This is a genomic window from Ensifer sp. 22460, from assembly GCF_052044935.1.
In the GTDB taxonomy this organism is placed as follows: Bacteria; Pseudomonadota; Alphaproteobacteria; order Rhizobiales; family Rhizobiaceae; genus Ensifer.
Map to the genome: position 1 here is coordinate 16,638 of NZ_JBQENZ010000011.1, position 25,626 is coordinate 42,263.

At 62.5% G+C, this 25,626-nt stretch carries 20 protein-coding genes and 3 pseudogenes; 7 read left to right on the forward strand and 16 right to left on the reverse strand.

All coding sequences use genetic code 11. The features are described from left to right. Positions 1–46: 46 nt before the first annotated feature. From ACTJKM_RS15500 to ACTJKM_RS15520, 5 genes are all read right to left on the reverse strand, one after another. The gene (locus ACTJKM_RS15500) at positions 47–1,390 is read right to left on the reverse strand and encodes an epoxide hydrolase family protein (RefSeq protein ID WP_058326292.1); all 1,344 of its coding nucleotides are present in this window, start codon (positions 1,388–1,390) and stop codon (positions 47–49) included. An 87-nt stretch (positions 1,391–1,477) separates the two neighbouring features. Then, the gene (locus tag ACTJKM_RS15505; RefSeq protein ID WP_058326403.1) at positions 1,478–2,278 is read right to left on the reverse strand and encodes an SDR family NAD(P)-dependent oxidoreductase; all 801 of its coding nucleotides are present in this window, start codon (positions 2,276–2,278) and stop codon (positions 1,478–1,480) included. 405 nt (positions 2,279–2,683) lie between these two features. Next, positions 2,684–2,899, reverse strand: a complete 216-nt coding sequence (locus ACTJKM_RS15510; protein WP_058326293.1) for a hypothetical protein — start codon at positions 2,897–2,899, stop codon at positions 2,684–2,686. A 222-nt stretch (positions 2,900–3,121) separates the two neighbouring features. Then, complete coding sequence (gene msrA, locus ACTJKM_RS15515; protein WP_058326294.1) at positions 3,122–3,859, reverse strand: peptide-methionine (S)-S-oxide reductase MsrA; 738 nt, start codon at positions 3,857–3,859, stop codon at positions 3,122–3,124. 10 nt (positions 3,860–3,869) lie between these two features. Then, a complete protein-coding gene (locus ACTJKM_RS15520; protein WP_058326404.1) occupies positions 3,870–5,639 on the reverse strand; it encodes a cytochrome c biogenesis protein DipZ in 1,770 nt (589 codons plus the stop codon). A gap of 252 nt (positions 5,640–5,891) precedes the next feature. On the opposite strand from ACTJKM_RS15520, the pseudogene ACTJKM_RS15525 reads away from it, so the two are divergent. Continuing rightward, positions 5,892–6,128: pseudogene (locus ACTJKM_RS15525) on the forward strand (TrmO family methyltransferase domain-containing protein); the annotation flags it as partial. Positions 6,129–6,184: 56 nt separating this feature from the next. On the opposite strand, the gene ACTJKM_RS15530 reads toward ACTJKM_RS15525, so the two are convergent. The 6 genes from ACTJKM_RS15530 to ligD form a co-directional block, all read right to left on the reverse strand. Next, complete coding sequence (locus ACTJKM_RS15530; RefSeq protein WP_058326295.1) at positions 6,185–6,391, reverse strand: TOBE domain-containing protein; 207 nt, start codon at positions 6,389–6,391, stop codon at positions 6,185–6,187. 135 nt (positions 6,392–6,526) lie between these two features. Beyond that, positions 6,527–7,300 (reverse strand): exodeoxyribonuclease III, encoded by a 774-nt coding sequence (xth, locus tag ACTJKM_RS15535; RefSeq protein ID WP_058326296.1) that lies wholly within the window; start codon positions 7,298–7,300, stop codon positions 6,527–6,529. A gap of 13 nt (positions 7,301–7,313) precedes the next feature. Continuing rightward, entirely contained in the window at positions 7,314–7,955 is a 642-nt protein-coding gene (locus tag ACTJKM_RS15540) for an alpha/beta hydrolase family protein (RefSeq protein WP_058326297.1), read from the reverse strand. A gap of 1 nt (position 7,956) precedes the next feature. After that, positions 7,957–9,042, reverse strand: a complete 1,086-nt coding sequence (locus tag ACTJKM_RS15545; protein ID WP_058326298.1) for a tetratricopeptide repeat protein — start codon at positions 9,040–9,042, stop codon at positions 7,957–7,959. Continuing rightward, positions 9,042–9,932 carry a non-homologous end joining protein Ku gene (gene ku, locus ACTJKM_RS15550; RefSeq protein WP_058326299.1) on the reverse strand — a complete coding sequence of 297 codons (891 nt, stop codon included), beginning with the start codon at positions 9,930–9,932 and terminating at the stop codon, positions 9,042–9,044. Before ku ends, ACTJKM_RS15545 begins: the two co-directional genes overlap by 1 nt. Positions 9,933–9,958: 26 nt before the next feature. Then, positions 9,959–12,421, reverse strand: coding sequence for a DNA ligase D (ligD, locus tag ACTJKM_RS15555; protein ID WP_440660561.1), 2,463 nt, complete (start codon positions 12,419–12,421; stop codon positions 9,959–9,961). 145 nt (positions 12,422–12,566) lie between these two features. Here ligD and ACTJKM_RS15560 point away from each other — a divergent pair, with 145 nt between their 5' ends. Both ACTJKM_RS15560 and ACTJKM_RS15565 read left to right on the forward strand, forming a co-directional pair. Further along, the gene (locus tag ACTJKM_RS15560; RefSeq protein ID WP_440660562.1) at positions 12,567–13,214 is read left to right on the forward strand and encodes a TetR/AcrR family transcriptional regulator; all 648 of its coding nucleotides are present in this window, start codon (positions 12,567–12,569) and stop codon (positions 13,212–13,214) included. A gap of 165 nt (positions 13,215–13,379) precedes the next feature. Further along, positions 13,380–15,650 (forward strand): methyl-accepting chemotaxis protein, encoded by a 2,271-nt coding sequence (locus tag ACTJKM_RS15565; RefSeq protein WP_440660563.1) that lies wholly within the window; start codon positions 13,380–13,382, stop codon positions 15,648–15,650. A 42-nt stretch (positions 15,651–15,692) separates the two neighbouring features. Here ACTJKM_RS15565 and ACTJKM_RS15570 read toward each other — a convergent pair whose 3' ends face one another. Then, positions 15,693–16,436 (reverse strand): SDR family oxidoreductase, encoded by a 744-nt coding sequence (locus ACTJKM_RS15570; RefSeq protein ID WP_113511588.1) that lies wholly within the window; start codon positions 16,434–16,436, stop codon positions 15,693–15,695. 99 nt (positions 16,437–16,535) lie between these two features. Between ACTJKM_RS15570 and ACTJKM_RS15575 the strand changes: the two genes are divergently transcribed. Together ACTJKM_RS15575 and ACTJKM_RS15580 are read left to right on the forward strand one after the other, a co-directional pair. Continuing rightward, entirely contained in the window at positions 16,536–17,438 is a 903-nt protein-coding gene (locus tag ACTJKM_RS15575) for an AraC family transcriptional regulator (RefSeq protein WP_440660565.1), read from the forward strand. Positions 17,439–17,552: 114 nt separating this feature from the next. Next, positions 17,553–18,022 (forward strand): annotated as a pseudogene (locus tag ACTJKM_RS15580) (YqaA family protein). Between the two features lie 45 nt (positions 18,023–18,067). Here the strand turns inward: ACTJKM_RS15580 and ACTJKM_RS15585 are convergent. The 4 genes from ACTJKM_RS15585 to ACTJKM_RS15600 all read right to left on the reverse strand — a co-directional run bounded on the left by ACTJKM_RS15585 (position 18,068) and on the right by ACTJKM_RS15600 (position 22,929). Then, entirely contained in the window at positions 18,068–19,522 is a 1,455-nt protein-coding gene (locus tag ACTJKM_RS15585; RefSeq protein ID WP_113511586.1) for an amidohydrolase family protein, read from the reverse strand. Next, positions 19,515–20,621: an amino acid ABC transporter permease gene (locus tag ACTJKM_RS15590; protein ID WP_440637314.1), complete on the reverse strand. Its 1,107-nt coding sequence runs from the start codon at positions 20,619–20,621 to the stop codon at positions 19,515–19,517. Before ACTJKM_RS15590 ends, ACTJKM_RS15585 begins: the two co-directional genes overlap by 8 nt. A 3-nt stretch (positions 20,622–20,624) precedes the next feature. Next, positions 20,625–21,773 carry an amino acid ABC transporter permease gene (locus ACTJKM_RS15595; protein ID WP_440660567.1) on the reverse strand — a complete coding sequence of 383 codons (1,149 nt, stop codon included), beginning with the start codon at positions 21,771–21,773 and terminating at the stop codon, positions 20,625–20,627. A 124-nt stretch (positions 21,774–21,897) separates the two neighbouring features. Next, positions 21,898–22,929, reverse strand: coding sequence for an amino acid ABC transporter substrate-binding protein (locus ACTJKM_RS15600; protein WP_440660568.1), 1,032 nt, complete (start codon positions 22,927–22,929; stop codon positions 21,898–21,900). A gap of 143 nt (positions 22,930–23,072) precedes the next feature. On the opposite strand from ACTJKM_RS15600, the pseudogene ACTJKM_RS15605 reads away from it, so the two are divergent. Both ACTJKM_RS15605 and ACTJKM_RS15610 read left to right on the forward strand, forming a co-directional pair. After that, positions 23,073–23,854 (forward strand): annotated as a pseudogene (locus tag ACTJKM_RS15605) (GntR family transcriptional regulator). Between the two features lie 167 nt (positions 23,855–24,021). Further along, positions 24,022–25,611 carry an ABC transporter substrate-binding protein gene (locus ACTJKM_RS15610; RefSeq protein ID WP_440660570.1) on the forward strand — a complete coding sequence of 530 codons (1,590 nt, stop codon included), beginning with the start codon at positions 24,022–24,024 and terminating at the stop codon, positions 25,609–25,611. The last annotated feature ends 15 nt before the right edge of the window (positions 25,612–25,626 follow it).

Here is a 25,626-nt window from a genome sequence, read left to right on the forward strand (position 1 = left end):
TCTCCTTTGTTGCGACGGTGGGCGCGCTTTCGCGCGCCCCTTTCTGTCAGCTCGGTTGACGCAGTGACTTGAAGGAAGCTCTCAATTCATCGACCAGGGCTGCCGGCTGCTCCCAGGCAGCAAAGTGTCCGCCCTTGGCGAGCCGATTATAATGGATAAGCTTGGGGAACGCCTTCTCCGCCCAGGACTTCGGCGCCTGATAGAGCTCGTCCGGGAAGGCGCTGACGGCCACGGGAATCTGAATGCCCTTAGGCTGGAAGAAGGCGAGCTTGTTCTCCCAGTAGAGACGCGCCGACGACACGGCGGTATTGGTCAGCCAGTAGAGCGTGATGTTGTCGAGCACGTCATCACGGCTCAGGCCCTCCGACTGACCATCGAAGACGCGGGCGATCAGTTCGTAGCTGCGGGCGTCATGGTCCAGCATCCAACTGGCAAGCCCGATCGGCGAGTCCTCGATGCCATAGAGCGTCTGCGGACGCTTGCTCATCTCCTGCGCATAGGAGAGCCCGTTCTTGTAGAAGAAATCGAGCTGGTCATAGGCACGGCGCTCGTCGGCCGAGAGATTGGATGGTGCCGGTTTGCCGGCGTCGAGGCTCTTCTGGATCTCGGCCGGAACGGTCGCCGGCATGTTGGTGTGGATTCCGAGCAAGCCGGTCGGCTGCTGCAACGCCAACTGCTCCGTAACCGCGTCCCCCCAATCGCCGCCCTGCGCGACGTAGCGGGTGTAGCCGAGACGTTGCATCAGCACCGCCCAGGCCCGGGCGATGCGCACCGGATCCCAACCGCGTTCATTGGGCTTGCCGGAGAAGCCGTAGCCGGGGAGCGAGGGAATGACGATGTCGAAGGCATCGGCCTCGTTGCCGCCGTGGGCTGTCGGGTTCGTCAAAGGGTCGATGATCTTCAACTGCTCGATGATCGAGCCGGGCCAGCCGTGGGTGACGATGAGAGGCATCGCGTTCTTGTGCTTGGACCGCACGTGAATGAAATGGATGTCGACGCCGTCGACGTTGGTGACGAACTGCGGCAGGTCGTTGAGCTTCTTCTCCACCTTCCGCCAATCGTATTTGGTCGCCCAATAGTCGGCGAGCTTTTGCATGGTGGCGAGCTGCACGCCCTGGGTGCCGTCCGCCACCAATTCGCGGTCCGGCCACTTGGTCGCCGCGATGCGCTGCTTGAGGTCGGCAAGCGCCGCATCGCTGGCATGGAACTGGAATGGCCGAATGGACTCGTCGGCCGCAGGCTTTGCAGCAGCAACGATCTGAGCACCGCCCGCCGAGGAAGCACCTGCGGCGTCGGCGGCGAGCGGAGGAAGCAGGATCGCGATCGCTCCGGACAGCGCGAAGGCGGCCAAGCGACTGCTCTTGGCAGTTGGCAAATAGCGTCTGGACATCATCATTCTCCTGGTTCGAGTTGAGGCGATGCCAGAGGCATCGCCGAGCAATTCCGGGATGGGAGGAGCCCGGAGGCAGATCGGGGGCTACCCCCCGATATTGTAGCGGGCGGCGGGTGAACTCCTGGAAAGGTTCGGCATGAGTTTTTGCCGGGTCGCCTCATAGGCCGCCCAATCAGCGGCCTCCGGCAGCGCCGGAATGGTGATCACTTCGCCCTGATCGAGACCGGCAAGCGCGGCATCAACCATGTCTTCGGCCCGCATGACGATCTCGCTTGGAACATGTTCGAGCGGTGTGCCGGCAATGCCCCAGAAGTCGGTCGCAGTCGCACCCGGCAGCACGGCCTGGATGCGGATGTTCTTGTCGGCAAGTTCCTTCTGCAGCGACAAAGTGAAGGCCAGCACGAAGGCCTTCGTGCCACCGTAGACGCCGTTCAGGAGTTCGGGCGCAATGCCGACGATCGAAGCGATGTTGATGATCGTGCCGGCGCCACGCGCGGCAAAGCCGGGTGCAGCCGCATAGGTCAGCCGCGTCAGCGCGCTGACGTTGAGCGTGATCATCTCCTCCATCTTGTCGACATCGGAGGCGAGCAGCGGTGCGGTGGCACCAACACCCGCATTGTTGATCAACACCGTGATGCTCGCGTCGTCCCGGAGGATCTTCTCGACCCGCCTGACATCGTCCTTGTTGCCGAGGTCCGCCGCGACGACCTCGATGGCGCGCCCGGTCTCATCCGCCAACCGGCTGGCGAGACCATTTAATCGCTCACGGTTGCGGGCAACGAGGATCAGGTCGAAACCGCGACGCGCCAGACGATCGGCATAAATCGCGCCTATACCGGAGGATGCGCCGGTGATGAGTGCCGTACCTTTGGAATTCCTGCTCATTTCAAGCTCCTTTGCCTTGTTTGGAGCCTCGATGGTAAGACGAAACGCCAATGTCTCAAATGTCGTAATTCCGGCAATTTAAGACATATGCATTGTCAACGACTGCTACGCCGTGTGGGCGGGATGCGAACCAAACTTCGCCGTGACCATGCGTGGGCGGTGTATCCGAGATGTGTTCTGGAGCGGCGTCTATGTATCTGAATGTTTGAACGGCCGAGCACGACGGCAGACAGATACGAATTGCTATGGGATTCTGCCGCTGCACCGGGGAGGTCAGCAAAAGAAGACGGGGCCGACGCAGCGTCGACCCCGCTCTAGAACCTTCATGCGCCCATCAGCTTCGCTGCGAGAATGCCCGTTGATTGGTTTCAAAGGTTCGCGCCGCCAGTTTTCGCGGTGCGGTGATCACTCGAAGAATGGGCTGGCAAGCTCCTCGTGCGGAGCCTCCGGTAGCAACCCTCCGTCCTCAATCGCGGCCGGCTGCGGCCGCGCCGCGGCCGTTGGGGACGCCGGGTTGGCGACGAGCGCGGCAAGAAACGAGGGCTCTCCCGGGCCGCTGTCCCAGGCGCATGGCGCCGCCGCGAGGACGACTATGGCGAAAGCTGTTGCGAATATGCGCATGATGGCTCCTTCCGTTGATCATGGCGGCAGCGACGCGTCCCGTCACCACTGGCCCAAGCCTTGCTCACCGCCAGAGTGTCCTTTGGGCGTGTCGCGGATGTGTGCGGGCGGCCGCAAAACTGTATCCTTCTGTAGAAGGCCGACTTGGCCCGACCCCTTGCAAGATCCGTTCGAAACGTCACGGGTCTGGTCGTGCTCGCGATCCGCGCAAGCTCCGATCGGCTACGACGCGCTGTCTGCGACAAGCACCGGCTTCTCGCGATAGAGGCTCGGGAACAGGCGGTGCAGCGCTTCTATCTTCGGTTGCTCGTAGAGGACCACATAGGGCTGGCCTGGATTGTTGTAGATGTAATCCTGGTGATAGGCCTCTGCTTGATAGAAAGCCTTGCCAGGTTCGATGGTCGTCACAAGCGGCCGGGCAAAGACGTCCGCCGCGTTCAGTTGCGCGATGTAGTCGGAAGCGACCTTCGCCTGCGCTTCATTGCGCGGGAAGATCGCCGATCGATACTGCGGGCCGCTGTCCGGCCCCTGCCTGCCAAGCTGCGTCGGATCATGCGCAACCGAGAAAAAGATCTCGAGAAGCTGCCCATAACTGATCGTCTTGGGATCAAAAGTAATCTCCACCGCTTCGGCGTGGCCGGTGGTGCCGGTTTCCGTCTGTTCGTAGATCGCCGTCTCCGCAATGCCGCCGGAATAGCCGGACCTGACGCCCGTGACGCCGGCCACATGCTGAAACACGGCTTGCACACCCCAGAAGCAACCGCCTGCGAGCACTGCCGTCTGCCTTGTCTCCGTTGAAGCGACGTCATGGAGCGCCTTGGGAATGGGTTTGGCCTGCTGCGCCGCCGTTTGTTCGTCGAAGGCGAACGTCAGCCCGCCGCCAACCATTGCCAGCGCGACGAACAGACGCCGGGAAAGGGCGGGCATGCGGCGCCTATGCTGCTGTTGTTTGTCGGTCATCTGTGAACTCTCATCCAAAAGTGAAAACGAAGGCTTCCGCGCCGGGCTCGAGAAAGCGGATCTCGAAGGTCCGTTCCCGCGCCGGGCCTGACTGGCGCACGAGCTGATAGAGGCGGGTCTCCGTGACGGTCCCCCTGCCGGACGCGTCGATATCCGAGCCACGGTCCGCTGCGGGCGCCGCACCATCCACCGTCACCTGAAACGGGATCGGCCTGCCGCCGGCGCCAGGCCCAAGCACCAGATGCAGATCGCGAGCGCGGAACCGGTAGGTGATACCGCCGCCCGCTTCGTTGACACGGGCCTGCTCGGCCCCGACTGTCCAGTTGCCGGTAAGGCCCCACTCGTTGAGACGCGGGCTATCGATCGTATAGCGGTTGGCGCTGTCTGCGGAGACGCCCTCCGGAGACACGAAATTCGCGGCCCTCTCATAACCGACATAGGTCTCGCCCGATGCGAGCCGGGAGAGGTCGGGCGAGGCTTCGGCACCCTTTGCATCCGGTTTGACGAAGTTATTTTCGACCTTCCGCTTTCCCGCGGCCTCCGCCAGCAGATCCTGGATCACCCGCTCGGAACCTTCATAGTCGCCCTCGCCGAAATGCATGTAGCGGATCTGCCCTTCGGCATCGATGAAGTAGTGGGCCGGCCAGTAGCTGTTGGAGAAAGCGCGCCAGATGGCGAAGTTGTTGTCGATGGCCACCGGATAGGTGATCTTGAAGTCACGCACCGCCTTTTCGACGTTGCCGATCTGCTTTTCAAAGGCAAATTCCGGTGCGTGAACACCAATGACGACCAGACCCTGATCCCGGTACTTCTCGGCCCAGGCCCGCACATAGGGGACAGTGCGGATGCAGTTGATGCATGAATAGGTCCAGAAATCGACGAGCACGACCTTGCCGCGGAGTTCCGCCGGGGTCAGGGGCTTCGAATTCAGCCACTGAACCGCGCCGTCGAGCGACGGGAACGGACCTTCGACCGGGAGGTCGCTGCGATAGGCCGCCTGTCTCGTATCCTTAGCGGCAAGGGTCATGCGGGTGCTGGAGACGTCGGCAGGCGCCGCATTGGCGCGCAGGCGATCGAGGATCGACTGTTCGAAGCCCGAAGTGCTCGCATAAGAAAGCTGCGCCAGCAGGCCGGTGTCCAACCCAAGGGCGATGGCTGCAACGCCGGCCAGCACCGCAACGCCGAGACCCTGGCGGATGCGATCGCCGATGCCGAGGAAGCGCTTCATCGCCGCGAACACTCTGGCGCCGGCAAGAACGGCAAGCGCCAGCGAGGTCGCGGCGCCTGCGGCGTAGGCGCCAAGCAAAAGCGTCGTCTGCACGTTCGCGCCGTTCAGCGCCGCGCCGGTCAACACCAGGCCGAGCACCGGTCCGGCGCAGGGTGCCCAGAGCAATCCAGTCGCAACACCGAGCAGAATGGCGCCGCCGACACTGCCCTTCTCCCCGGTCGCAGCCTTTCTCGACAGCCGGTTTCCCAGCGCCACGAGCGGGCCAGTCACGAAAGCTGCGGCACGCGTTGAGAGCAGTGTTACGCCGAATACCGCCAGCAGCGCGATCGCGGCGTAGCGGCCGAACGCGTTCGCCTGGACCGCCCAATTGCCGCCGAGCGCGGCAAGCGAGGCGATGCCCGCAAAAGTCACGATCTTGGCAAGCAGCATCGGAAGTATGCTGGTGGAAAAGGGCTGGCCAGCGCGGGCAAACACGAATGGCAGGACCGGCAGGATACAGGGACTGACGATCGTCAGTACGCCTGCAAGATAGGCTACAACAAAGAGGATCATCATCGTCTCTCCGCACTGGATCAATGCCCCGAGGCAGTGATCACTTGACATGTGCGGCAGAGGACCATCGTGACGTATCGCGGATGTTTCCGATCTGCGGAGATTTGTATCTCAGTGCAACAGCTGCGGCGTTTGCGGGGCGGCGGCACGTCGCGACACACGATCGCGGCCAGATGCTCGCTCGACCCGGTGAACACAGATGGACCAAGCAAAAGAGGCCAGGACGGTCCCGGCCTCTATTGTCAGATAGCGGTGCACGGCACCTTTTCACTGCGCTCGCCCGTGCGCCCCAATCCGATCGGCACGTCGATCGCCAAGCTTGAAGCTGTGGAAGGCTCAACGCTGCTCGTGCGCGGTCTCGATTGCCTCGACGGCACGCCCCTTATTGACCTGAAGCCCGACCGGACCCCGTTCAAGCCGATCGCGCCGCCGCAGCGCGGCGACTTCGAGGCCGGCGACAGCGGCCCACATAATTGCGAGAAGGCGTGATCGATCAAGATTTGGGTGGGCGCGACGGAAGACCCACGCGCCCTCCCTGAGAATTGTCAGTCAATCCCGACCATAACGTCCGAAGCCTTGATGACCGCATAGGCCTCGCCGCCGACCTTTAGACCCAACTCGTCGACCGACTCGTTGGTGATTGCAGCAGTCACGATCGAGCCGCCGACGTCGATACGAACGTGCGCGGTGGTAGCGCCCTTGATCACTTCGAAGATCTTGCCCTTGAGGCGATTGCGTGCGCTGATTTTCATGCGGCTCTCCTTCGTGTTGGTTACCTTGGACGTTCGCGGTCGCCGTTTCCATCCACCTGCCGCAGCGGGTGTAATCCGGATAAGGGCTGCGAATAGCGCTGACGCTCTCAGCTTCATTCCCGCAATATAGCCAGCTCAATCGCGCAACGTGATCGAAACCGGCGCGTGGTCGCTCGCGCCCTCCATGCCGCGAACCTCGCGATCGATGCCGGCGCCAATAAGCTTGCGGGACAGCTTGCGGCTGAGCAGCATATGATCGAGCCGGAGCCCGGCATCGCGCTGCCACCGGTTCCGACGATAGTCCCAGAACGTGAAGAGCCGATCCTTCGGATGGACCTTGCGCAGCGCATCGAGCCAGCCGTGGTCGAGGAGCGTACGGAACGCCGCACGGCTTTCCGGCTGCACCAGCGCGTTGTCGTCGTAGGACGTTGTCGGGTAGATGTCGCGCGGCTCCGGCACGATGTTGTAGTCGCCGGCAAGCACAACAGGCACATCGAGGGCGAAGAGTTCGGCGGCGTGTTTGGCCAGGCGCTCATGCCAGGCGAGCTTGTATGCGAACTTGGGGCCAGGCTGCGGGTTGCCGTTGGGCGCATAGAGGCAGGCGACCAGGACGCCGCTGACGGCAGCCTCGATGTAGCGAGCCTGGTTGTCCGAGGGATCACCGTCGAGCCCGACGCGGGTCAGGACGGGCCCGCTGTTGCGAGCGAGGATCGCCACGCCGTTCCAGGCGGATTGTCCCTGCCAGACGGCGCCATAGCCGGCCGCCTCGATCGCCGCGCGTGGAAACTGGCGGTCGGTGGCTTTCAATTCCTGCAGGCAGACAATGTCAGGCTTGGCTTGGTCCAGCCAGGCGATCAGGTTTTCGAGCCGCTTGTTGATGCCGTTGATGTTGAAGGTGGCGATCTTCATCTCGGCGGTCAGATCAGAGCGTCAGGCGGGCGACCCAGGCTGCCACCGCATCGGCCACGGTCCTCAAATGATCGGCCGTCGAAAAGCCGGAAAGGCTCTTGCGCGGCTTGAGGTCATGGTCGCCGTCCTCGAGCCACAGGACTTCGATCGCGTCGGAAAGCGTATAGCCCGGAACCTCCTCGCGCGTGCCGAACTCGTCACGGGTTCCCTGGCAAATCAGGGTTGGCGTCTTCAACCCAGCCAAATGTTTGGTGCGCAACTGCTCGGGCTTTGCCGGCGGGTGGAAGGGATAGCCGAGGCAGAGCAGCCCGGTGATCTTGCCGGTCGCATGGAGTTGGTCGGCGACCATGCTCGCTACTCGCCCACCCATCGACTTGCCGCCGATGATGAGCGGCCCCTTTGCATCAAGCGCTTCGATGGCGGCGACATATTCCGGATTGAGCGTCTCGGCGCGCGGCGGGGGCTTGCGCCCGTCCGACGTCCGCCGCGCCGCCATGTACCCGAACTCGAAGCGGGCGACGCGGAAGCCGGCGGCTGCAAGCGCCTTGGCGGTCGCAGTCATTGATGCGGAATCCATCGGCGCGCCGGCGCCATGGGCAAGAAGGATGGTGACGGCTGCATCATCAGGTCCGTCGAAAAGGAATTTGTCGCCCATATCAGCCCGCTGTCCTTGGACGGCCTTGCAGATCGACATATTGCACGCCGCGTTCCGCCGTTCGCGCCCATTCGCTATCGCTATCGAGTTCGAGATAGCGACTCCACCAGCGCCTGGCTTCACCGAGATCACCGGCATCGAATTCGAGTTTCGCCAGATTAAATACCGCGTCGGCATAGTCGCCGTCGAGTTCGATTGCCTTCTTGAGGTGCCTGCGGGCAGCGTCGATCCTTCCCCGTTCACTCATCAGCCCGGCGAGGTTGAACCACGCCTCGACGAAGGATGGATCGAGTTTGATGGCACGGGCGTAGTCATGCGCCGCATCCAGCTCCCGTCCCGCAGCCTTCAGGCAATTGGCACGGTTGAAAGCCGCAACCGAATCCGTCCGGTCCATGGCGAGATAGCGCTGATAGAAGGTGGCGGCCTCTTCGTAGTCGCCATTCGCCTCCGCCTCCTCGGCCAGATCAAAGAGATCTTCCAGGGCGGCATCATCGGGCGCGCCGAGATCGAAGAGCAATTGCCCATTGAGCTCGCTCAGCCCCTCGGCACTCCGCGCGTAGATCGCATCGGGACCGCCACTATGCAGCGAAAGCGCCGTCAAAGAAGCGACCTGTCCCGAACGATGAACGGATCGGACGATGGCGCTCCAATTCGCACCGCTTCCAATCAGTTCCGCATACTTTCTGGCGAGGATGAGATCACGGAACGAAAAGGGCTCGCTGTCATGTTCGAAAGCATCGAACAGGGACAGGAGATCGAAGGTCCTCGGAGAAAGCTTGGCCTGATCGATGAGAGACTGACGTGTGAGTGCGGACGCTACAGGCACCGACATCAGCCCTAGAAGGCGAAGGAAGCCGTTCTCGCTGACGAGCCATCGCCCCGCCGCATGTTCCGCATCGAAACGCGCCTCGATCTCCGCTTCGCTCGACTTCGCCAGCAGGTTCCGGCCGAACACCAGATACGTCGTCTGGCGCGTAACGCCGCGCCGCAAGTGGCCGAACTGTCGCTCCACTTCCCGCGCCACAAGTCGCCGCGGGAAGGCCGAGAGGCCCCCAACGATGCCGAATGTCTGGCCTGCAATCGCCATCAGGCTTTCTTCTTCGCGGTCGGTTTTGCCGCCGTCCGCTTGGCCGCAGTCGAGGTTGCCGCCTTGGCCGTTTCCTTCGCCGCCGGCTCGGCCTTGGACTTGCTCTTTGCCGGTGGCTTCGACTGCGACAGGCTCGCCTTCAGGGCATCCATGAGATTGATGACGTTGCCACGTTCCGGTGCGGCCGCAATGATAGGCTTATGACCTTTAAGTTTCTCGCGGATCATCTTCATCAGCGCGATCTCGTAGCGGTCCTCGTAATTCTTAGGATCAAAGACCGTCATCTTCTGCTGGATCAGCGCTTCGGCCAGCTGCAGCATTTCGGGGTCGGGATGACCGACGGGGATGTTGCCGAAATACTCAGCGGTACCACGCACTTCGCTCGGGTTTCTCAGAGTACACACGAACATTCCGGTTTCGCGTGAACCGATCGTCACCACCCGCTCGCGGCTCGAAAGAACTAGCCGCGCGATCGCCAGCTTGCCGCTCTTCTTCAACGCCTCGCGCAGGACAACGAAGGTTTCCTCGGCCATCGCGCCATCGGGCGCCAGATAGTAGGGCGCATCCTGGTAGATCACATCGACGGAGCCCTCATCGACGAAGGCCTCGATGTTCATGGTGTGATTGGACTCAATCCTGACACTTTCGAGGTCCGCGTCCTCGATGATGATGTATTTCTTGTCTTCGTATTCGTAACCCTTGACCAGGTCCGAGCGCTCGACGAGGCCGAGCTCCGGGTCGACCGGCTTCATGTTGATCCGGTTGTGGGTGTCCTTGTGAAGCTGATTGAAGCTGATGCGTTCGCTCGAGCTGGTCGCCGGATAGAGCCTCACGGGGCAACTGACGAGACTGAGTTTAAGATAACCTTTCCAACTTGCCCTGGGCGCCATGATTGTCTCCTACGCGGCCAAACGCATTACGTCCTCGTTTCGGACAGAAGCGGCAAATCCTTGGCAAAGTCGTCGATATCCGCCCAGGGATCGCCGAAAGTATCCAGAAGTCCAGGAAGCGAAGAATAGTTCAAATCCTCAGGAGCGTCGATAGTCTCAAGATCCGCCCAGTTGAGCGGCGTCGAGGCCGGCAGGTTCGTGCGCGCCCGTAGCGAATAGGGCGCGGCCGCCGTATGGCTGCGGGCATTGCGATGAAAATCGATGAAGATCCGCTTGATACGGTTTTCCTTGCCCATCGTGGTGGTGAAGGTTTGCGGCGCGGTTGCGGCCAGCCGCGTCGCGATCGCGCTCGTCGCCTGGTGCGTCTTCTTCCAGTCGAGTTTCGGCGTCACCGGCACGACCACATGGATGCCGCTGCCGCCTGACGTCTTCACGAAGGGAACGAGGCCGAGCTCTTCCAGCTCACCGCGGATATGGACGGCTGCCTCGACCACATCGCGCCAGGCGATGCCTTGGCCGGGGTCGAGATCGAAGACGATGCGGTCGGGTTTTTCCAGCCGCTCACGCTTCGTGCCCCAGCTATGAAGCTCGATCACGCCGAACTGAGCGAGCGCCAGATAGCCCTTCGTGCCTTCGATCGAGAGGAAGGAATTGGTTTCGCCCTCGGAGTTGGTCGAGTTGAAGCTGATGATCGAGGGCGGCATGCCGGTAAAGGGATGACGCTGGAAGAAGCAGTCTGCACGCTTTCCCGTCGGGCAACGGAAGAGAGACACGGGCCGACCGAGGATATGAGGCAGCATGAAGTCGCCGACGAGCGCATAGTAGACGGCGATGTCGAGCTTGGTCGGCCCGGACTTGCCGAACACTCGACGATCGGCGTTGGTGACCTGGATGCTTGCGAGATCGGCATCCGTGATCAGCCGCTTGCGCGTTGCACGCGCCGGTGCCGAAAGCTCGACATCACGAAGCCCCTTGAACACCGCATGGCGCAGCACATTGTCGGTCGTGCGGTTGGAATAATGGACACGGGCGCTCAGCACCGGCCGAACCCAGGTGATTTCCTTCGGCGCGCCTTCCAGCGCCGCCGCGTCGCCGCGCAACGCCTCCAGCCGGGTCAGCAACTGCTTGGCCGTCGCCGCATCGAACCCGGTTCCGACCTTGCCGCGATAGTGCAGCTCGCCCTCCTCCCACTCGCCGAGTGCGAGAGAAGCAAGGCCTTCGGCCGCCTCGGAAGTGGTGTATCCGGCGATCACGAAATCACCGAACTGGAACGCCTTCGTCTTGGTCCAGGTCTGCGTGCGACCACTTCGATAGGGTGCCGAGGCTCGCTTCGAAACGATCCCCTCCAGCCCCAACTCCGAGGCTTGGTCGTAAAGCCCGTGTCCATCGCCTTCGACATGGTCGCTGAACTGGATGGCCGAACGGCTGGATACCTGCCCCTCGAGCAATTGCGCCAGCAGCGCCTTGCGCCTTTCCAACGGGACCTCGGTCAGGTTCCACCCTTCGAGATGGAGGATATCGAAAGCATAGAAGACGAGCTTGCTGTCGACGCCTGTCGAAAGCGCGTCCTGCAACAGAGCGAAACGGCTGATGCCCCTGTCGTCTAGAACGACGATCTCGCCGTCGATGATCGCCTCACGGCAAGGCAGCTTGCGGAAGGCATCGGGAAGGTCGCCGTAACGCTTCGTCCAGTCCAGCCCGTTGCGGGTGATCAGCCTGATGTTGCCGCCCGAAATATCCGCCATGGTCCGATAGCCATCGAACTTGATCTCGTGCAGCCAGACCGGCTTCTCCGATGGACCGCCCGGCGGCTTCGGTGTTGGGCTGGCAAGCTGCGGCTCGATCCGCTGCGGCTTTGGGCCCTTCACCGCACCCGGCAGCGCGCCGGGTTTAAGTACGACCCGCTTTGCCGGCCTCTTCGGCGGCTCGACCAGTTCCTCGATCCGCCTGCCGCTTTTCACGCTTTCGGGACGCGACGTCAGGATGTCGACATCAGGTTCGGCTGCAAGGTCATGTTCCTTGAAAAGCAGCCAGTTACGTTGATCCTCCTCACCCGGCTTCGGCTTCAGCCGTGTCAGCATCCAGCCGCCATTGAGCTTTTCGCCGGCCAGACGGAACTTGAAGGCGCCGGTCCTGACGCTCTTGTCGATATCGTCCATCGGCGCCCAGACGCCGGTATCCCAGACGATCATCGGCCCACCGCCATACTCGCCTTCCGGAATGACGCCCTCGAAGTCGATATAGTCGAGCGGATGATCTTCGGTCTCGACCGCCAGACGCTTGTCGGCGGGATTGAGTGACGGCCCCCTGGGGACCGCCCAGCTTTTCAGCACATCGCCGACCTGAAGCCTCAGATCATAATGATCGGCCGTGGCGTGGTGCTTGTGCACGACAAAACGATTGCCCTCCCCGCCGGTTATTCCAGCAGGCTCCGGCGTCCTGGAGAAATCCCGCCTTGCGCGGTAGGTCTTGAGCTTCGACGTCGCCATATCGCAAAGCTAGGGCGTGTTCGCAGAGGTCGCAATATCCGCCAAAGACAGGGAACTCTGCGGCTATGCACACGCCTGCTTCGGAAAACATTTGCTTTCCCATCTGGCAACGACTAAAAATTGCCGAGGAATTTGGAAAGTCGACATGGTCGAAAACCAGAAATCGCCGCGTTCCCGTGGCCGACCCCAGGTCCGATCTGACGACGAGACCCGCAAGGTGATCATCCTTGCCGCCGAAAGGCAATTCTGCGACCTCGGTTATGAGACCGCCAACATCAACGTCATCGCCCAGAATTCCCGCGTCTCCACCAAGACGCTCTATCGCCTCTTTCCCACCAAGGCCGATCTTTTCGAACGTGTCATCTCGCTCAGGATCGACGAGTTCGTTATCGAAGTTGACGAGGAGAATCTGGACGCCATGAGCTTGAAGGCAGGTCTGGTGCGCCTGCTCGCCGCCTACGGGCACCTCGTGCTTGCGGCAGACACGATCGCCATCATCCGTCTGGTGCTCGCCGAGGCCGAGCGCTTTCCGCAGATTGCCGCCACATTCTGGGAAAAGGCGATCGAGCGGACGAATGCGACGCTGGAGCAGTGGCTTAAGAGGCAATCGGAGGCCGGCCGGCTGGTGATCGTCTGCCCCTATCAGACGGCGGGCATGTTGCGCGGAATGATGGCGATGGAGCCGCAACGCGCTGTCATGATGGGACGCGTGAACGCGATCGACGAAGCGACAATCATCACCCGGGCCGAAATTTGCGCTGAGATATTCTTGTCCGGTACCGTACCCAGATAGTTCGGCTGTCGTCCACAGACAATCTTTCGCGATGTCATCAGGACGTCATCAAACTGTAACATACGACCGTATAACTCTCCGCGCGGGAGCTCTCCCGCCGGGCGCATGAGGCGTCGCGACCAGCCCTTTGGCATGGCCTCCTCCCCTTCAAGCCCGGTGATTGTTATGCGTTTGTCCGCGAAGCTACCCCTCGCAGCGGCGGCTCTGGCTGCCTTCTCCATTGCTGCGACCAGTCTTGCCAGCCTGACGGTCAGCGGCGACCTGTCGTCGCGCGCGGCGATTGAAAAGCTGGAGGCGCTCGCCGATGCCCGCCGCAACGAGCTTCGCCACTATCTCACCACCGTGGAAAACGACCTGCGCAATCTGCAGGCGCAGAAATCCGTCGCCAAGGCGCTCAGCGATCTAAATGGCGCTGCCGCCAAGTTCGGCGACAAGGCCGAGAGCAAATTGCAGCGCCGTTACCTCACGGAAAACCCCAATCTCGATGACAAGCGCGCGCTCTACAGTACCGCTGGCATCGACGACTACGACGCGCTCCATGCGCGCTATCACCCGTATTTCCGCCGCTTCGCGGAAGCCCACGGCTATCGCGACGTGCTGCTCGCCAATCTCAGCGGTGACGTTGTCTACTCCCTCAACAAGAAGGGTAACTTTGCCGTCAGCCTCAAGGACGGCTCCTGGAAGGACACGGGGCTTGGTCGCATCTTCCGCGAAACCGCCGAGGGAACAGACAAGAGCAAACTGGCCTTTGCCTCCTACGAGGCCTATGCACCGCTCGGCGGCAGCCCCGCGGCGTTCATCGCCATCCCGCTGGAATCGATCGACGGCAAGATCGGTACCTTGATCCTGGAGATGCCGGACGCGCGCATCGGAGAGATCGTCGGCAACCGCACGGGCCTTGGCGAGACTGGCGAAACGATCCTTCTCGACGGCAACGGATTTTTCCTCACTGACAGCGCTACCACACCCGACAACGATATCCTTAAGACCCGGGTCTCGCCGGACCAGCCGGCGGAAGATGTCATCGTCAGCAGTAGGCTCGCCGATTTCCGCGGCGAGGAAGCGCAGATGGCTGCCACAAGCCTCGATGCTTTCGGCACGCGCTGGACCATGGCCGCGGTCATGACTTCACGGGAAGCCTTTGCCGCCGTCGCCGCCTTGCGCAACTGGACGCTCGCGACGGCTCTGGCCGTCCTCGCGGCAGCGCTGGCAATTTCCATCTGGTATTCGCGCCGGCTGACGCGCCCGATCACCGGCCTCGTTCAGGACATGAGCCAACTCGCCGACGGCGACACGACGATCGGCGGCGTCGGCCGGAACCGCAAGGACGAGATCGGTGACATGGCCCGTTCCGTCCTCGTCTTCCGCGACGCGCTTCTCGATCGCGCCCGCCTTGAAACCCAGGCGGCGGAAACGCGGACCATGATCGAAGAGGAACGACAAGTCCGAGAGATGACCCAGTCCGAGGTGGCGCGCCAGATCAACGAGGCCGTAGAGATGCTGGCGTCGGGGCTCGAACGGTTGTCGCAAGGCGACCTGACCGCACGCATCGACCGGCCCTTCGGCGCCGGTTTCGACCGTCTGCGCTCGGACTTCAATCTGTCGCTGGAAAGCCTTACCGTCACGCTTGGCGACGTGAAGGCGAGAAGCGCTGAGATCGACGGCGAGACCGGCGAGATGCGCGATGCCATCGGCCAACTCGCCAAGCGCACCGAGCATCAGGCCGCGACGTTGGAAGAAGCAACTGCGGCCCTGAGCGCCATCACCACCACCATCGGGCGCACTGCCGAGCACGCCTCATCGGCCACGACGATCGCCGCTGCGGCTAAAGCGAGCTCCGACCGCTCCGGTCAGGTGGTCATGAACGCCGTCGGCGCCATGGCCCAGATCGAGAAGGGATCGGTCGCCATTTCCCAGATCATAGGCACCATCAACGACATCGCGTTTCAGACCAACCTGCTGGCCCTGAACGCGGGGGTCGAAGCGGCCCGTGCCGGCGAAGCGGGCAAGGGCTTTGCGGTCGTCGCGCATGAAGTGCGGGAGCTCGCACAGAAGTCCGCCCTCGCCGCCCGGGAAATCAAGGCGATTATCACCACGTCGGCCGAGGAAGTGACGAAGGGTGTTTCGCTGGTGCGGGCGGCAGGCGATGCCCTCGACGAGATCTCCGGCCAGATCCATGCAATCAACGAGCAGACACAGCAGATTGCCGGCGACGCACGCGACCAGGCAAACGACCTGCAGCACATCAACCAGACCATGCTGTCGCTCGACGCGGTGACGCAGCAGAACAATGCGATGGTTGAAGACAGCACCGCCATGACTCTTCGGCTCTCAAGCCAGGCATCCCGCCTCTTCGATCTCGTCGAGCGCTTCCGCACGACATCCGGCGTACGCAACCAGACGGAGACAGGCGCGCGTCTCCGACTGATCGCCTAGCGCCTGCACGGGCCGCGTGCTGTCCCGTATCGGAAGGCGCGATCAGCTCGCCTTGGCAAGCGCCACGGCGTCGGCGCCAGCCGGGAAGTGGAGCTGGCCGGACCGATCGTTCGCCGCCTGCCAGACAGCCTCGGCCACATCGGTCTCGGTCGTGACCAAGGGCGGGGCGGCAAACTGCGCGAAGAGAAGTGCGGCGAAATCCGCATAGGCCGCCGGAATCAGATCCTCGACGCGCATAGTGGTGTTGTGGGCGAAGCGGGTGGTCGGCGCGTAGCCGGGCTCGACCAGTTTGACCCTGACGTTGAAAGCCTCCAGTTCGTGGGCGAGCGAGCCGGTGAAGCCGGCGATCGCCGTCTTGCTGGCGGTATAGGCTGCGGCGAGCGGCATGGAAGCAAGCGTCACGGTGGAAGTGACGTTGACCACGACGCCCGATCGGCGGGCGCGAAACTGCGGTATCACCGCCTGGGTCATCGCCATCACACCGAAGGTATTGGTGTCGAAAACCTTGCGGATATGGGACATCGGGGTCGCCTCGAAGGCGCCCACCATGCCGATGCCGGCATTGTTGACGAGCACGTCGATCGGGCCGGCTTCCTCGATCGCAGCCGCGATGCTGTCGGGGTCGGTGACATCGAGGGCCAGAACACGCTGCCGCTCGGATTTCGGCAGAATGTCTCGCCGCGGTCTGCGCATCGTGGCTATCACGTTCCAGCCCTCGGTATGAAAGCGCCGTGCCGTCTCCAGCCCGTAGCCGGAGGAGCAGCCGGTAATCAGTACGGTCTTCATCGCGATTTCCTGTCAGTTGTTTTGATGGAAAAGAGATATCGCCTCCGCTCTGGACGATCTACGGTTTGAAGTCCTGATTTCATTTGCTATCGTCCTGACATGGTCGATCCACTCTCGCAACTCATTCAGCTTCTTCGTCCGCGCACGGTCTTCTCCAAGGGTATCAGCGGCGCCGGCCGCTGGGCCGTGCGCTATGCCGATTTCGGGCAGCCGAGCTTCTGCACCGTCATCGAGGGGGCTTGCCGGCTGGCCGTCGATGGCGAGGTACCGGTCACATTGGAGGCCGGAGATTTCGTGCTGCTGCCGGCAACACCGGGTTTCACACTTTCGGGGTTCGATCCGGTTCAGCCGACCTTCATCGACCCCAAGGGGATGCCGGCGCCGACCGGCGAGGTTCGCCACGGCAGGCAACACGGCGAACCGGACCTGCGCCTGCTCGGCGGCTATTTCGTCCTCGATTCGCCCGATGCCGGACTGCTTGTTTCGCTGCTGCCGACATTGATGCATCTGCGCGGGATCGACCGACTTTCGACACTCGTGTGTCTGGTGGGCGAAGAGGCGCGTGACGAACGACCAGGCCGGGACCTGGTGCTGGCACGGCTTGTGGAAGTCATGCTGATCGAGGCCCTTCGGTCTATTCAAGGCGAAAGCGCAACGCCCGGCCTGTTGCGCGGCCTGGGTGACCCGCGGCTGGCGGCGGCCATTCGTCAGATCCACGCCGATCCGGCGCACGCATGGACCGTGGCGGAACTCGCGAGCGAGGCGGCACTCTCCCGCTCCGTGTTCTTCGAGCGCTTCACCCGCGCTGTTGGCGTGCCGCCGATGGAATATCTGCTCGTCTGGCGCATGGCGCTCGCCAAGGATCTGCTGCGGCAACGCGACGTCGATCTCGCCTCCGTCGCCGAACGTGTCGGCTACAGTTCAGCCAGTACCTTCAGCACAGCCTTCAGCCGCCATGTTGGGCAGCCGCCAAGCCGTTATGCACGCATGGCTGTTGCTTAGCGGCGGCCATGCCTCGCACTTCGTAAGAAATCGCTCAAATGCCGAAGGCGGCCACATTTACACCCCGCGCGCTCGCCTATAGAGGGGCCTACCACCAACAGCGAATTGTAATTCATGCTCCGTCGCCTCTATGATTGGACGATGTCGCTCGCGACACGAGACAGCCATTGTCTGGCTCGGCATCATCGCCTTTGTCGAAAGCTCGATCTTTCCGGTCCCGGCGGATCTGCTCCTTATCCCGATGGCGCTGGCGCGCCCGGAGCGGGCGTGGCGCTACGCGCTTGTAGCCACCATCGCGTCGGTGCTCGGGGGTGTCGCCGGCTGGTATCTCGGCCATTATGCCTTCGATGCGCTGGCAAGGCCGCTGCTGGAGTTCTACGGCAAGCTCTGCCAACATCAACCTCGGCTTTTTCATCGTGTCGGCGATCGTTGCACGTGGCGCGCGCTTCTTCCTGCTCGCCTGGCTGCTGCGCCGCTTCGGCGAGGAGATCCGTGATTTTCTTGAGCGGCGGCTGAGCACGTTGGCCGGTGGGGCGGCGGCGATCCTGATCTGCCTCTTTGCCGCCCACCGCCTTTTCTACTGATATTTGTACCGCCCGCCTCTTCTGGCGGCCGGCATTGTGGGGAGGTTACGTCCTTCCCGGACCGGCCATGGGCAAGGACAGCGGCGCGAGCGTCTGCATTCCGCGGCCCTTTGGGTCGTTTGCGGGCGCCTTCCGGCAGGCGTAGTCCTGTGCCTCCTGCAGCTTCGCAAGCGCTCCATCGTAGTCGATCAGGGTTGGCCGTCCGCCGCTGACGACGCAGGTTCCGTCGACATAGACCCGCTCGATCGCCCGCTCGGCTGCACAATGCAGGAGATTGCGCAGCGGATCGTAGACCGGCTGCATCGCGTGGTGGCGAAGATCGACCACGAGGAAATCCGCCTTGGAGCCAACGGCGATGCGGCCGATGTCATCACGGCCGAGCGCCCTGGCGCCGGCGATGGTTGCAGCCTCCAGGATATCACCAGTCGCGACATCGAAGACGGACTTGCCGGACAGTCGTGCACAGATCATCGCCTGGCGCATTTCTTCCAGCATATTGAAGGGATAGCTGTCCGTTCCGAGCGCAACGTTGACGCCTGCCCGACGGTAGCGGCCGACCGATTCCAGCGCCATGCCGCTGCGCGAGAAGGTGACCGGGCAGTGCGCGACGGTCGTCTGGCGATCGGCCAGAAGACGTAGGTCGATCTCCGTGCGCTGGCGCGTCCAGGAATGGCTGTCGACGAAGATGCAATGGCCGAGGATCAGGTCCTTGCCGAGCAAGCCCAGGCTTTCGAGATATTGCACGGCCGTCAGTCCGTGCCGGCGCAACAGTTCCTCGTGCTCGGCCATGGTCTGGGCGGCGTGGATGGTGACCGGAACGCCGCGCTTGCGCGCCGCCGCCACCGCATCCTGCAGCAGCTCCGGCGAGCAGGTCTCAATCTGCGATGGTGCGACGACGCCGCCAAGCCGACCGGAGGGGTGCGCTGTCGCGGCATCGACGACCTCCAGAGCCCGAGCGAAAGCGTCGCGCCCACGCGCCTTGTCCCAGCGGAACTCGAGACGGTGGCTGTCTTCGACATGCCACTGCGCCTCTCGGAAGCCCGGCGCGACGAAGGCGCGTGCGCCGCTTCGCGCGAGCGTCGGCAGCCAGCTTTCATGCGGGCCGGCAATATCGAGCAGCGTGGTGACGCCGCTTCGCAGCAGGTCGCCGATCATGACGGTCAGCGATGCCTCGATCGCGTCGTCGTCGATCTCCAGCAGATTGGAGTATTCGTAGAGCGCATTGCCCCAAAGGACTGCCGTGCCCGTGTCCTCGAAGATGCCCTTGGAGATCGGCTCTTCGCCGGAGTGGCAATGGACATTGATGAAGCCCGGCATGATCATCCGGTCGCGGCCAGAACTCTCACTGTCGAACGGACCTTCGTAGTGACCGCCCACATGGACGAAGCCCTTGTCGTCATAGGCGATGTCGGCGTCGTGCAAATAGACGTGGCCATCGCGCTCGCTGTCGAAGGCGACGAGCGTGTGCACCTTGCGGATGACATGGATCTCTTTAGTCATGCGATGTCCTGAAGTATTGTTCGAGGAAACGGCTGTAAGCTCCCATAAGAGCACTGAAAATGAAATAGACGACGGCCGCGAAGACATAGCCTTCCAGCACCGCGATGCCCTGCCATTCCGGATCGCGCATGGCGGTGCGCACGGTGTCGAGGAAGTCGAGCAAGCCGACGATGGTCACCAGCGTCGTGTCCTGGAAGAAGCCGATGAAGAGGCTGACGAGCGGCGGGATGACCTTCTTCAACGCCTGCGGCAGCACGATCTTGCGCATAATCTGCCAGTAGTGCAGACCGAGCGAGTGTCCGGCCTCCACCTGCCCGTTGGGCACCGCCTGCAAGCCGCCACGGACGATCTCGGCGATATAGGCGGCGGCAAAGAGGATGATCGCCACCTGGGCGCGGATGAGCTTATCGATGGTGATGCCATCGGGCATGAACAGCGGCAGCATGACCGTTGCCATGAACAGGATGCTGATCAGCGGCACGCCGCGCACGATCTCGATGAAGCTGACCCCCAGGATGCGGATGGCTGGAAGGCTGGAGGCGCGCGCAAGCGCAAGCGCGATCCCAAGCGGCAGCGCGCAGGCAAGGCCGATGAAGGAAAGCATGAAGGAGAGCGGCAGCCCGCCCCATTGCGTCGTCGGCACGACCGTCAGGCCAAAGAACCCGCCCGCCATCAGCACATAGAGCACCGGCAGGACGACTGCGATCCAGGCGATCAACAGCGCCCGTCCCCAGAGCTTCGGGACCATCGAGACGGCACAGGCGCCGAGGAACAAGAGCATCGCGGTCAGCGGCCGCCATTGCTCCTCGAACGGATAGAAGCCGAAGAAGATGTAGCGCATCTTCGCCGACAGGAACGGCCAACAGGCGCCATTTGTCACCTTGCATTCCGCCGGCGTGCCGACAAAGGTGGCATCGATGAACAGCCAGCCGATCGCCAGTTTCGCAACAGCGAAAATCGTGCCGAGGCACAGGATGGTGATCAGCGCGTTGCCGGGTGTTCCGAAATAGGCGCTGAGCCAGCGACCTTTCGGTGCCGGTGGCGCCTCGTGATGGGACCTAAGCGATGCGTCGCCGATGAGGGTATCGATCTGTGTCATTGCTCAGCGCTCCCTCAGCGCGACCTTGGCATTGTACCAGTTCATCACCAGCGAGATGAGGATCGACAGCCCGAGATAGACGCCCATGAAAATGGCAATGGATTCAATCGCCTGCCCGGTCTGGTTCATGATCGTGTTCGAAACCATCACCAGGTCCGGATAGCCGATGGCGATCGCGAGCGAGCTGTTCTTGAAGACGGTCAGATAGGTGTTGGTTAGAGGCGGGATGATGATCCTCAGCGCCTGCGGCAGGATCACCAGCTTCAGGGTGCGCGCGCGTGACAGACCAAGCGCCGTCGCGGCCTCCCACTGTCCCTTGCTGACCGCCTGGATGCCGGCCCGGACGATCTCCGCAACGTTGGCCGACACGCTAAGCGTCAGCCCGAGGAGAAGCGCCACGAACTCCGGGCGCAGATGATAGCCGCCGCTCAAGCGGAACCGGCCGAGCTCAGGCACATCCCAGGTGACGGAAATGTTGCCGAGCAGCAATGCTGCCACGAGCGGCAGAAGAAGCGCGATCGTCGCGATTAAGGCAATCGGTCTGTCCTTGCCGGTGACGACGCGCCTGCGGCCGAGAATCCGTGCAACGGAAGCGGCCGCAACGATGCCGACAACGAGAGCCGTGACCATTGCCGAAAATCCGCTCTCCCAGTGCAGGGCGGGCATGACCAAGCCGCTGTTCGACAGGAACACACCCGGAAGCATCTGGATCGCCTGCTTGACCGGCGGAAAGGCGGAGATGATCAGCGAATACCAGAGCAGCAGGTAGAGCAGCAGCGGCACGTTGCGGAGCGCTTCCACATAGGCAAGCATCAGCCGTGACAGCACGGGATTGTGCGACAGCCGCCCGATGCCGACCAGCAGACCGAGAATGGTGCCCAGCAGTGCCGCGAGCAGCGAGACTTTGCCCGTATTGGCAATGCCGACGAGGATCGCACGGCCGATCGGATCGGTCGGCTCGTAGGTGATCGCGGTTTCCGTGATGACGAAACCGGCCTGGCGCGCCAGGAAGCCGAAACCGGTCGCGATATCCTGCTTGGCAAGATTGGCGCTTGCGGTGCTGAACATCACCCAGGCGATGAGCAGTACGACGCCGATGGCGATCACTTGATAGAGATAGGCGCGAATGCGCGCATCATAAAACAGGGGCATCGGCACCCGTCCCTTAGGCAGGATCTACAGCGCCGCGGGTCTTGCCGGGCGCAGAGGTCGCTTTGGCACTTTGAATTTCTGCAGCAGAAAGGTGGGCCCGCGCTTGAGCGCGGGCCTGTCAATCTCAACGGAACGGCGGTGCGTAGAGCAGGCCACCCTCGCTCCAGCGCGTGTTCGGGCCGCGCGTCAGGCCGAGAGCGGTCCTGGTGCCGAGATTGCGCTCGAACACTTCACCATAGTTTCCCACACCCTTGATGATGTTGTAGCCCCACTTGTTGTCGAGGTTCAGCATCTTGCCGAGTTCTTCGTTCACGCCGAGCATGCGCTGGATCTCCGGATCCTCGCTCTTGACCATCTCGTCGACATTGGCCTGGGTGATGCCGCGCTCCTCGGCCGCCATCAGCATCCAGGCGGACCAGGATACGATGTCACGCCAGTTGGAATCGTTCTGGCGAACAGCAGGCGCCAGCGGCTCCTTGGAGATGGTTTCCGGCAGGACGACGTAATCATCCGGGTTGTTGGCAACGGCGCGGATCGAAGCGAGGTCCGAACGGTCGGATGAGATCGCTTCGCAACGACCGGAGAAGAAGGCGTTGCGGTTTTCGTCCGGGTTTTCAAAGACGACCAGTTCGAACTTGCCGCCGATCGAGCGAAAGAAGTCGCTGAGGTTCTGCGCGGTCGTGGTGCCCGGCAGCGTGCAGATCGCAGCATCCGTCAGTTCCTTGGCGCTGTTGACGCCGAGCGACTTCGGCACCATCAGCCCCTGGCCGTCGTAGAAGACGGTCGGCCCGAAATCGAGGCCGAGCGAGACTTCGCGCGAGAAGGTAAGGGTCGTCTGGCGCGACAGCATGTCGATCTCGCCGGACTGGAGCGCCTGGAAGCGCGTATTGATGTTCGTCAGGACGAAATCGACCTTTTCCGGATCGCCGAAAACGGCGGCGGCCACGGCACGGCAGACGTCGACGTCGAAGCCCCCCATGTGACCCTTCGCATCCGCGGTGGCAAAGCCCGGCGTGCTCATCGAGACGCCACAGATCAGCTTGCCGCGCGCCTTGACCGTTTCAAGCGTCGTCGCGGCGTTCGCAGACGTTGCGGCCACAAGCCCGACCGCGATGCCCGCAACGGTCGCGCAAAGCTGTAGGATTCTGTTTTTCATGAATTCCCTCCCTTTGGTTTTCCTTGTCCTGACCGGTCCTGGTCGTGCGGTCCTCATCGCACGCCTCCTCCCGAACCGATCGACACCAACCCGTAATTGTCAGCGCCATCAATTGCATACGATAGACGGATACAAACATCAACATGATTGTATACAATCTTGACGACGAAATATTCGGGCGTTATCGAAATGCAGGACCTGTTTGGTCGATCCTCGATCGGCCCGTCGGGGAGGCAACCTTGTCTGAGAAATCGAGCCGCAGCGACGTCGTCTACAGGCTCCTGCGCCAGGCCATCCTGGAGCAGGCATTAAGGCCGGGAACGAAGCTTGCCGAAGACACGATCGCCGATCATTTCAAGGTCAGCCGTACCAGCGTTCGCGCGGCCCTGGTCCGGCTGAACGCCGAGGACATCCTCGATCTCAGAGCCAACAAGGGCGCCTGCGTGGCGGAGCCGACGCTGGAAGAAGCCCGCGATATCTTCGCGCTAAGGCGCATGCTGGAAGCCGAAGTTATCCGCCGGCTGGTGGCCGATCTCGGCAGCGCCGAGGTCAAGCGACTGGAGCAGCACGTGAAGCAGGAAGAAGCAGCCCTTTCCGATCACGGCCCGCTTTCGATCCGCCTCGCAGGCGAATTCCACATCCTGCTCGCCGACTCACGGGCTCGCAGGCCCTGGCGCGCTTTGTCCGCGAGATCGTCTCGCGTTGCTCGCTGATCCTAGCGCGTTTCGCCCGGCTGCATTCTCCGGAATGCGCAGTCGACGAACATGTGCAGATCATCCGCGCGCTGCAGTCGCGCGACACCGCCACGGCAGAGCGGATCATGCTCGAGCGTCTCCACGCCGTCGAACTGCGCGCCGAACTCGATATAGACAAGACCGAGCCGGATATCTCCGCCGTTCTGCAACGTTACGCCCGCAAAGGCTGACGCTGCCTGTCGCCGTCGGGTAGTGCCGACGGTCGAGGATACGACGTTCTCAAGTCGATCTGCGGCACCAACTGTCGCGCGGCAAGAATCCAGACGCGATATCTGCCTCCAATATCCTGCAACGATACCGGTGCGCCGGGCGGGTCTTACAAGGGAGGGAGTGAGCCATGCCAAGAGAACTGGAATTCATGAGCCAACAGGTGGCCTCAGGGCGGCTGTCGCGACGGGAGTTTCTTGGGCGAGCCGCAGCACTCGGCGTTACGGTCGCGTCGGCGAATTTGCTGCTCGGCCAGGCAGCCCGAGCGGCCGGGCCCGTCAAAGGGGGAACACTGAAGGCCGGCCTCGTCGGCGGGGAGTCGACGAACAGCCTCGACCCCGCGACATGGGCAAGCCAGGTCCCCTACACACTTGGGCGCTGCTGGGGAGAACAGTTGCTCGAGGTATCTCCGGCCGGCGAGATCGAATATCGGCTCGCCGAATCCTATGAGGCAACACCCGACGCCAAGATCTGGCGCTTCAAGATCCGCAAGGACGTCACCTTTCACAACGGCAAGGAACTGACCCCGGCGGACGTGGTGGCGACACTCGAGCGTCACGGCGATGCCGATTCCAAGTCGGCGGCCTTGCCCTTCGTCCAGGAATTCGAGACGATCAAGGCAGATGGCGACAGCGTCGTCATCACGCTTCGCCAACCGAACGCCGACCTGCCCTATGTCGTCAGCGATTATCACCTGATGATCCAGCCAAATGGTGGCAAGGACGATCCGACGGCGGGCATCGGCACCGGGCCTTACAAGGTGGTCTCCAATGAGCCGGGCGTGAAACACATCGCCCAACGCCACGAAGGCTATTGGGGGTCCGCCGAGCGCGGCCATGCCGACCAGATCGAGATCGCCGTCATCAACGATTCGACGGCACGCACCGCCGCCCTGCAGAGCGGCCAGATCCATATGATCAACCGCATCGAGCCCAAGGTTGTGGCCCTGATCCAGCGTCTGCCGGGCGTCGTCATCCGCAACGTGCCGGGCAAGGGTCACTACGTCTTCATCGCCCACTGCAACACGACACCCTTCGACAACAACGACCTGCGCCTGGCACTGAAATACGCCGTCGACCGCGAAGAGATGGTCGCCAAGGTGCTCGCCGGCTACGGCACCGTCGGTAACGACACGCCGATGATCAAGGGCTATCCGCTCTTCGACAACGACATCGAACAGCGGGCATTCGATCCGGACAAGGCAAAGTTTCACTACAAGAAGTCCGGCCACAGCGGCTCGGTTCTGCTGAGAACTTCGGACGTCGCCTTCCCAGGCGCCGTCGACGCGGCGCAGCTTTTCCAGATGAGCGCCGCCAAATGCGGGATCACCATCGACCTGAAGCGCGAACCGGGCGACGGCTACTGGTCGGATGTCTGGAACAAGCAGCCCTTCAGCATGTCCTACTGGACCGGGCGGCCGACGCAGGACCAGGTCTATTCCATCGCCTACCTATCGAAGGCAGAGTGGAACGACACGCGCTTCTTCCGCGAGGATTTCGACAGGCTGATCTTCACTGCGCGCGGCGAACTCGACACAGCCAAGCGCAAGGCGCTCTATCGCCAGTCGGCGATGATTTTGCGTGACGAGGGCGGGGTCATCGTGCCGATGTTCAACAACTACATCGACGCTACGAGCGACAAGGTCGGCGGCTGGGTCGACGATCCGAACGGCGAACTGATGGGCGGCCACGCGCTGACGAAATGCTGGCTCAACGCCTGAGTTCGAATGGGAGGC

Coding starts and splice junctions, on each gene's coding strand:
- ACTJKM_RS15570 (WP_113511588.1), bottom strand. CDS start 16,436: ATGAAGACCGTACTGATTACCGGCTGCTCCTCCGGCTACGGGCTGGAG.
- ACTJKM_RS15510 (WP_058326293.1), bottom strand. CDS start 2,899: ATGCGCATATTCGCAACAGCTTTCGCCATAGTCGTCCTCGCGGCGGCG.
- ACTJKM_RS15600 (WP_440660568.1), bottom strand. CDS start 22,929: ATGAAAAACAGAATCCTACAGCTTTGCGCGACCGTTGCGGGCATCGCG.
- ACTJKM_RS15520 (WP_058326404.1), bottom strand. CDS start 5,639: ATGATCCTCTTTGTTGTAGCCTATCTTGCAGGCGTACTGACGATCGTC.
- xth (WP_058326296.1), bottom strand. CDS start 7,300: ATGAAGATCGCCACCTTCAACATCAACGGCATCAACAAGCGGCTCGAA.
- ligD (WP_440660561.1), bottom strand. CDS start 12,421: ATGGCGACGTCGAAGCTCAAGACCTACCGCGCAAGGCGGGATTTCTCC.
- ACTJKM_RS15585 (WP_113511586.1), bottom strand. CDS start 19,522: ATGACTAAAGAGATCCATGTCATCCGCAAGGTGCACACGCTCGTCGCC.
- ACTJKM_RS15610 (WP_440660570.1), top strand. CDS start 24,022: ATGCCAAGAGAACTGGAATTCATGAGCCAACAGGTGGCCTCAGGGCGG.
- ACTJKM_RS15565 (WP_440660563.1), top strand. CDS start 13,380: ATGCGTTTGTCCGCGAAGCTACCCCTCGCAGCGGCGGCTCTGGCTGCC.
- ACTJKM_RS15590 (WP_440637314.1), bottom strand. CDS start 20,621: ATGACACAGATCGATACCCTCATCGGCGACGCATCGCTTAGGTCCCAT.
- ACTJKM_RS15545 (WP_058326298.1), bottom strand. CDS start 9,042: ATGGCGATTGCAGGCCAGACATTCGGCATCGTTGGGGGCCTCTCGGCC.
- ACTJKM_RS15530 (WP_058326295.1), bottom strand. CDS start 6,391: ATGAAAATCAGCGCACGCAATCGCCTCAAGGGCAAGATCTTCGAAGTG.
- ACTJKM_RS15505 (WP_058326403.1), bottom strand. CDS start 2,278: ATGAGCAGGAATTCCAAAGGTACGGCACTCATCACCGGCGCATCCTCC.
- ACTJKM_RS15595 (WP_440660567.1), bottom strand. CDS start 21,773: ATGCCCCTGTTTTATGATGCGCGCATTCGCGCCTATCTCTATCAAGTG.
- msrA (WP_058326294.1), bottom strand. CDS start 3,859: ATGACCGACAAACAACAGCAGCATAGGCGCCGCATGCCCGCCCTTTCC.
- ACTJKM_RS15540 (WP_058326297.1), bottom strand. CDS start 7,955: ATGGGCGACAAATTCCTTTTCGACGGACCTGATGATGCAGCCGTCACC.
- ACTJKM_RS15575 (WP_440660565.1), top strand. CDS start 16,536: ATGGTCGATCCACTCTCGCAACTCATTCAGCTTCTTCGTCCGCGCACG.
- ku (WP_058326299.1), bottom strand. CDS start 9,932: ATGGCGCCCAGGGCAAGTTGGAAAGGTTATCTTAAACTCAGTCTCGTC.
- ACTJKM_RS15500 (WP_058326292.1), bottom strand. CDS start 1,390: ATGTCCAGACGCTATTTGCCAACTGCCAAGAGCAGTCGCTTGGCCGCC.
- ACTJKM_RS15560 (WP_440660562.1), top strand. CDS start 12,567: ATGGTCGAAAACCAGAAATCGCCGCGTTCCCGTGGCCGACCCCAGGTC.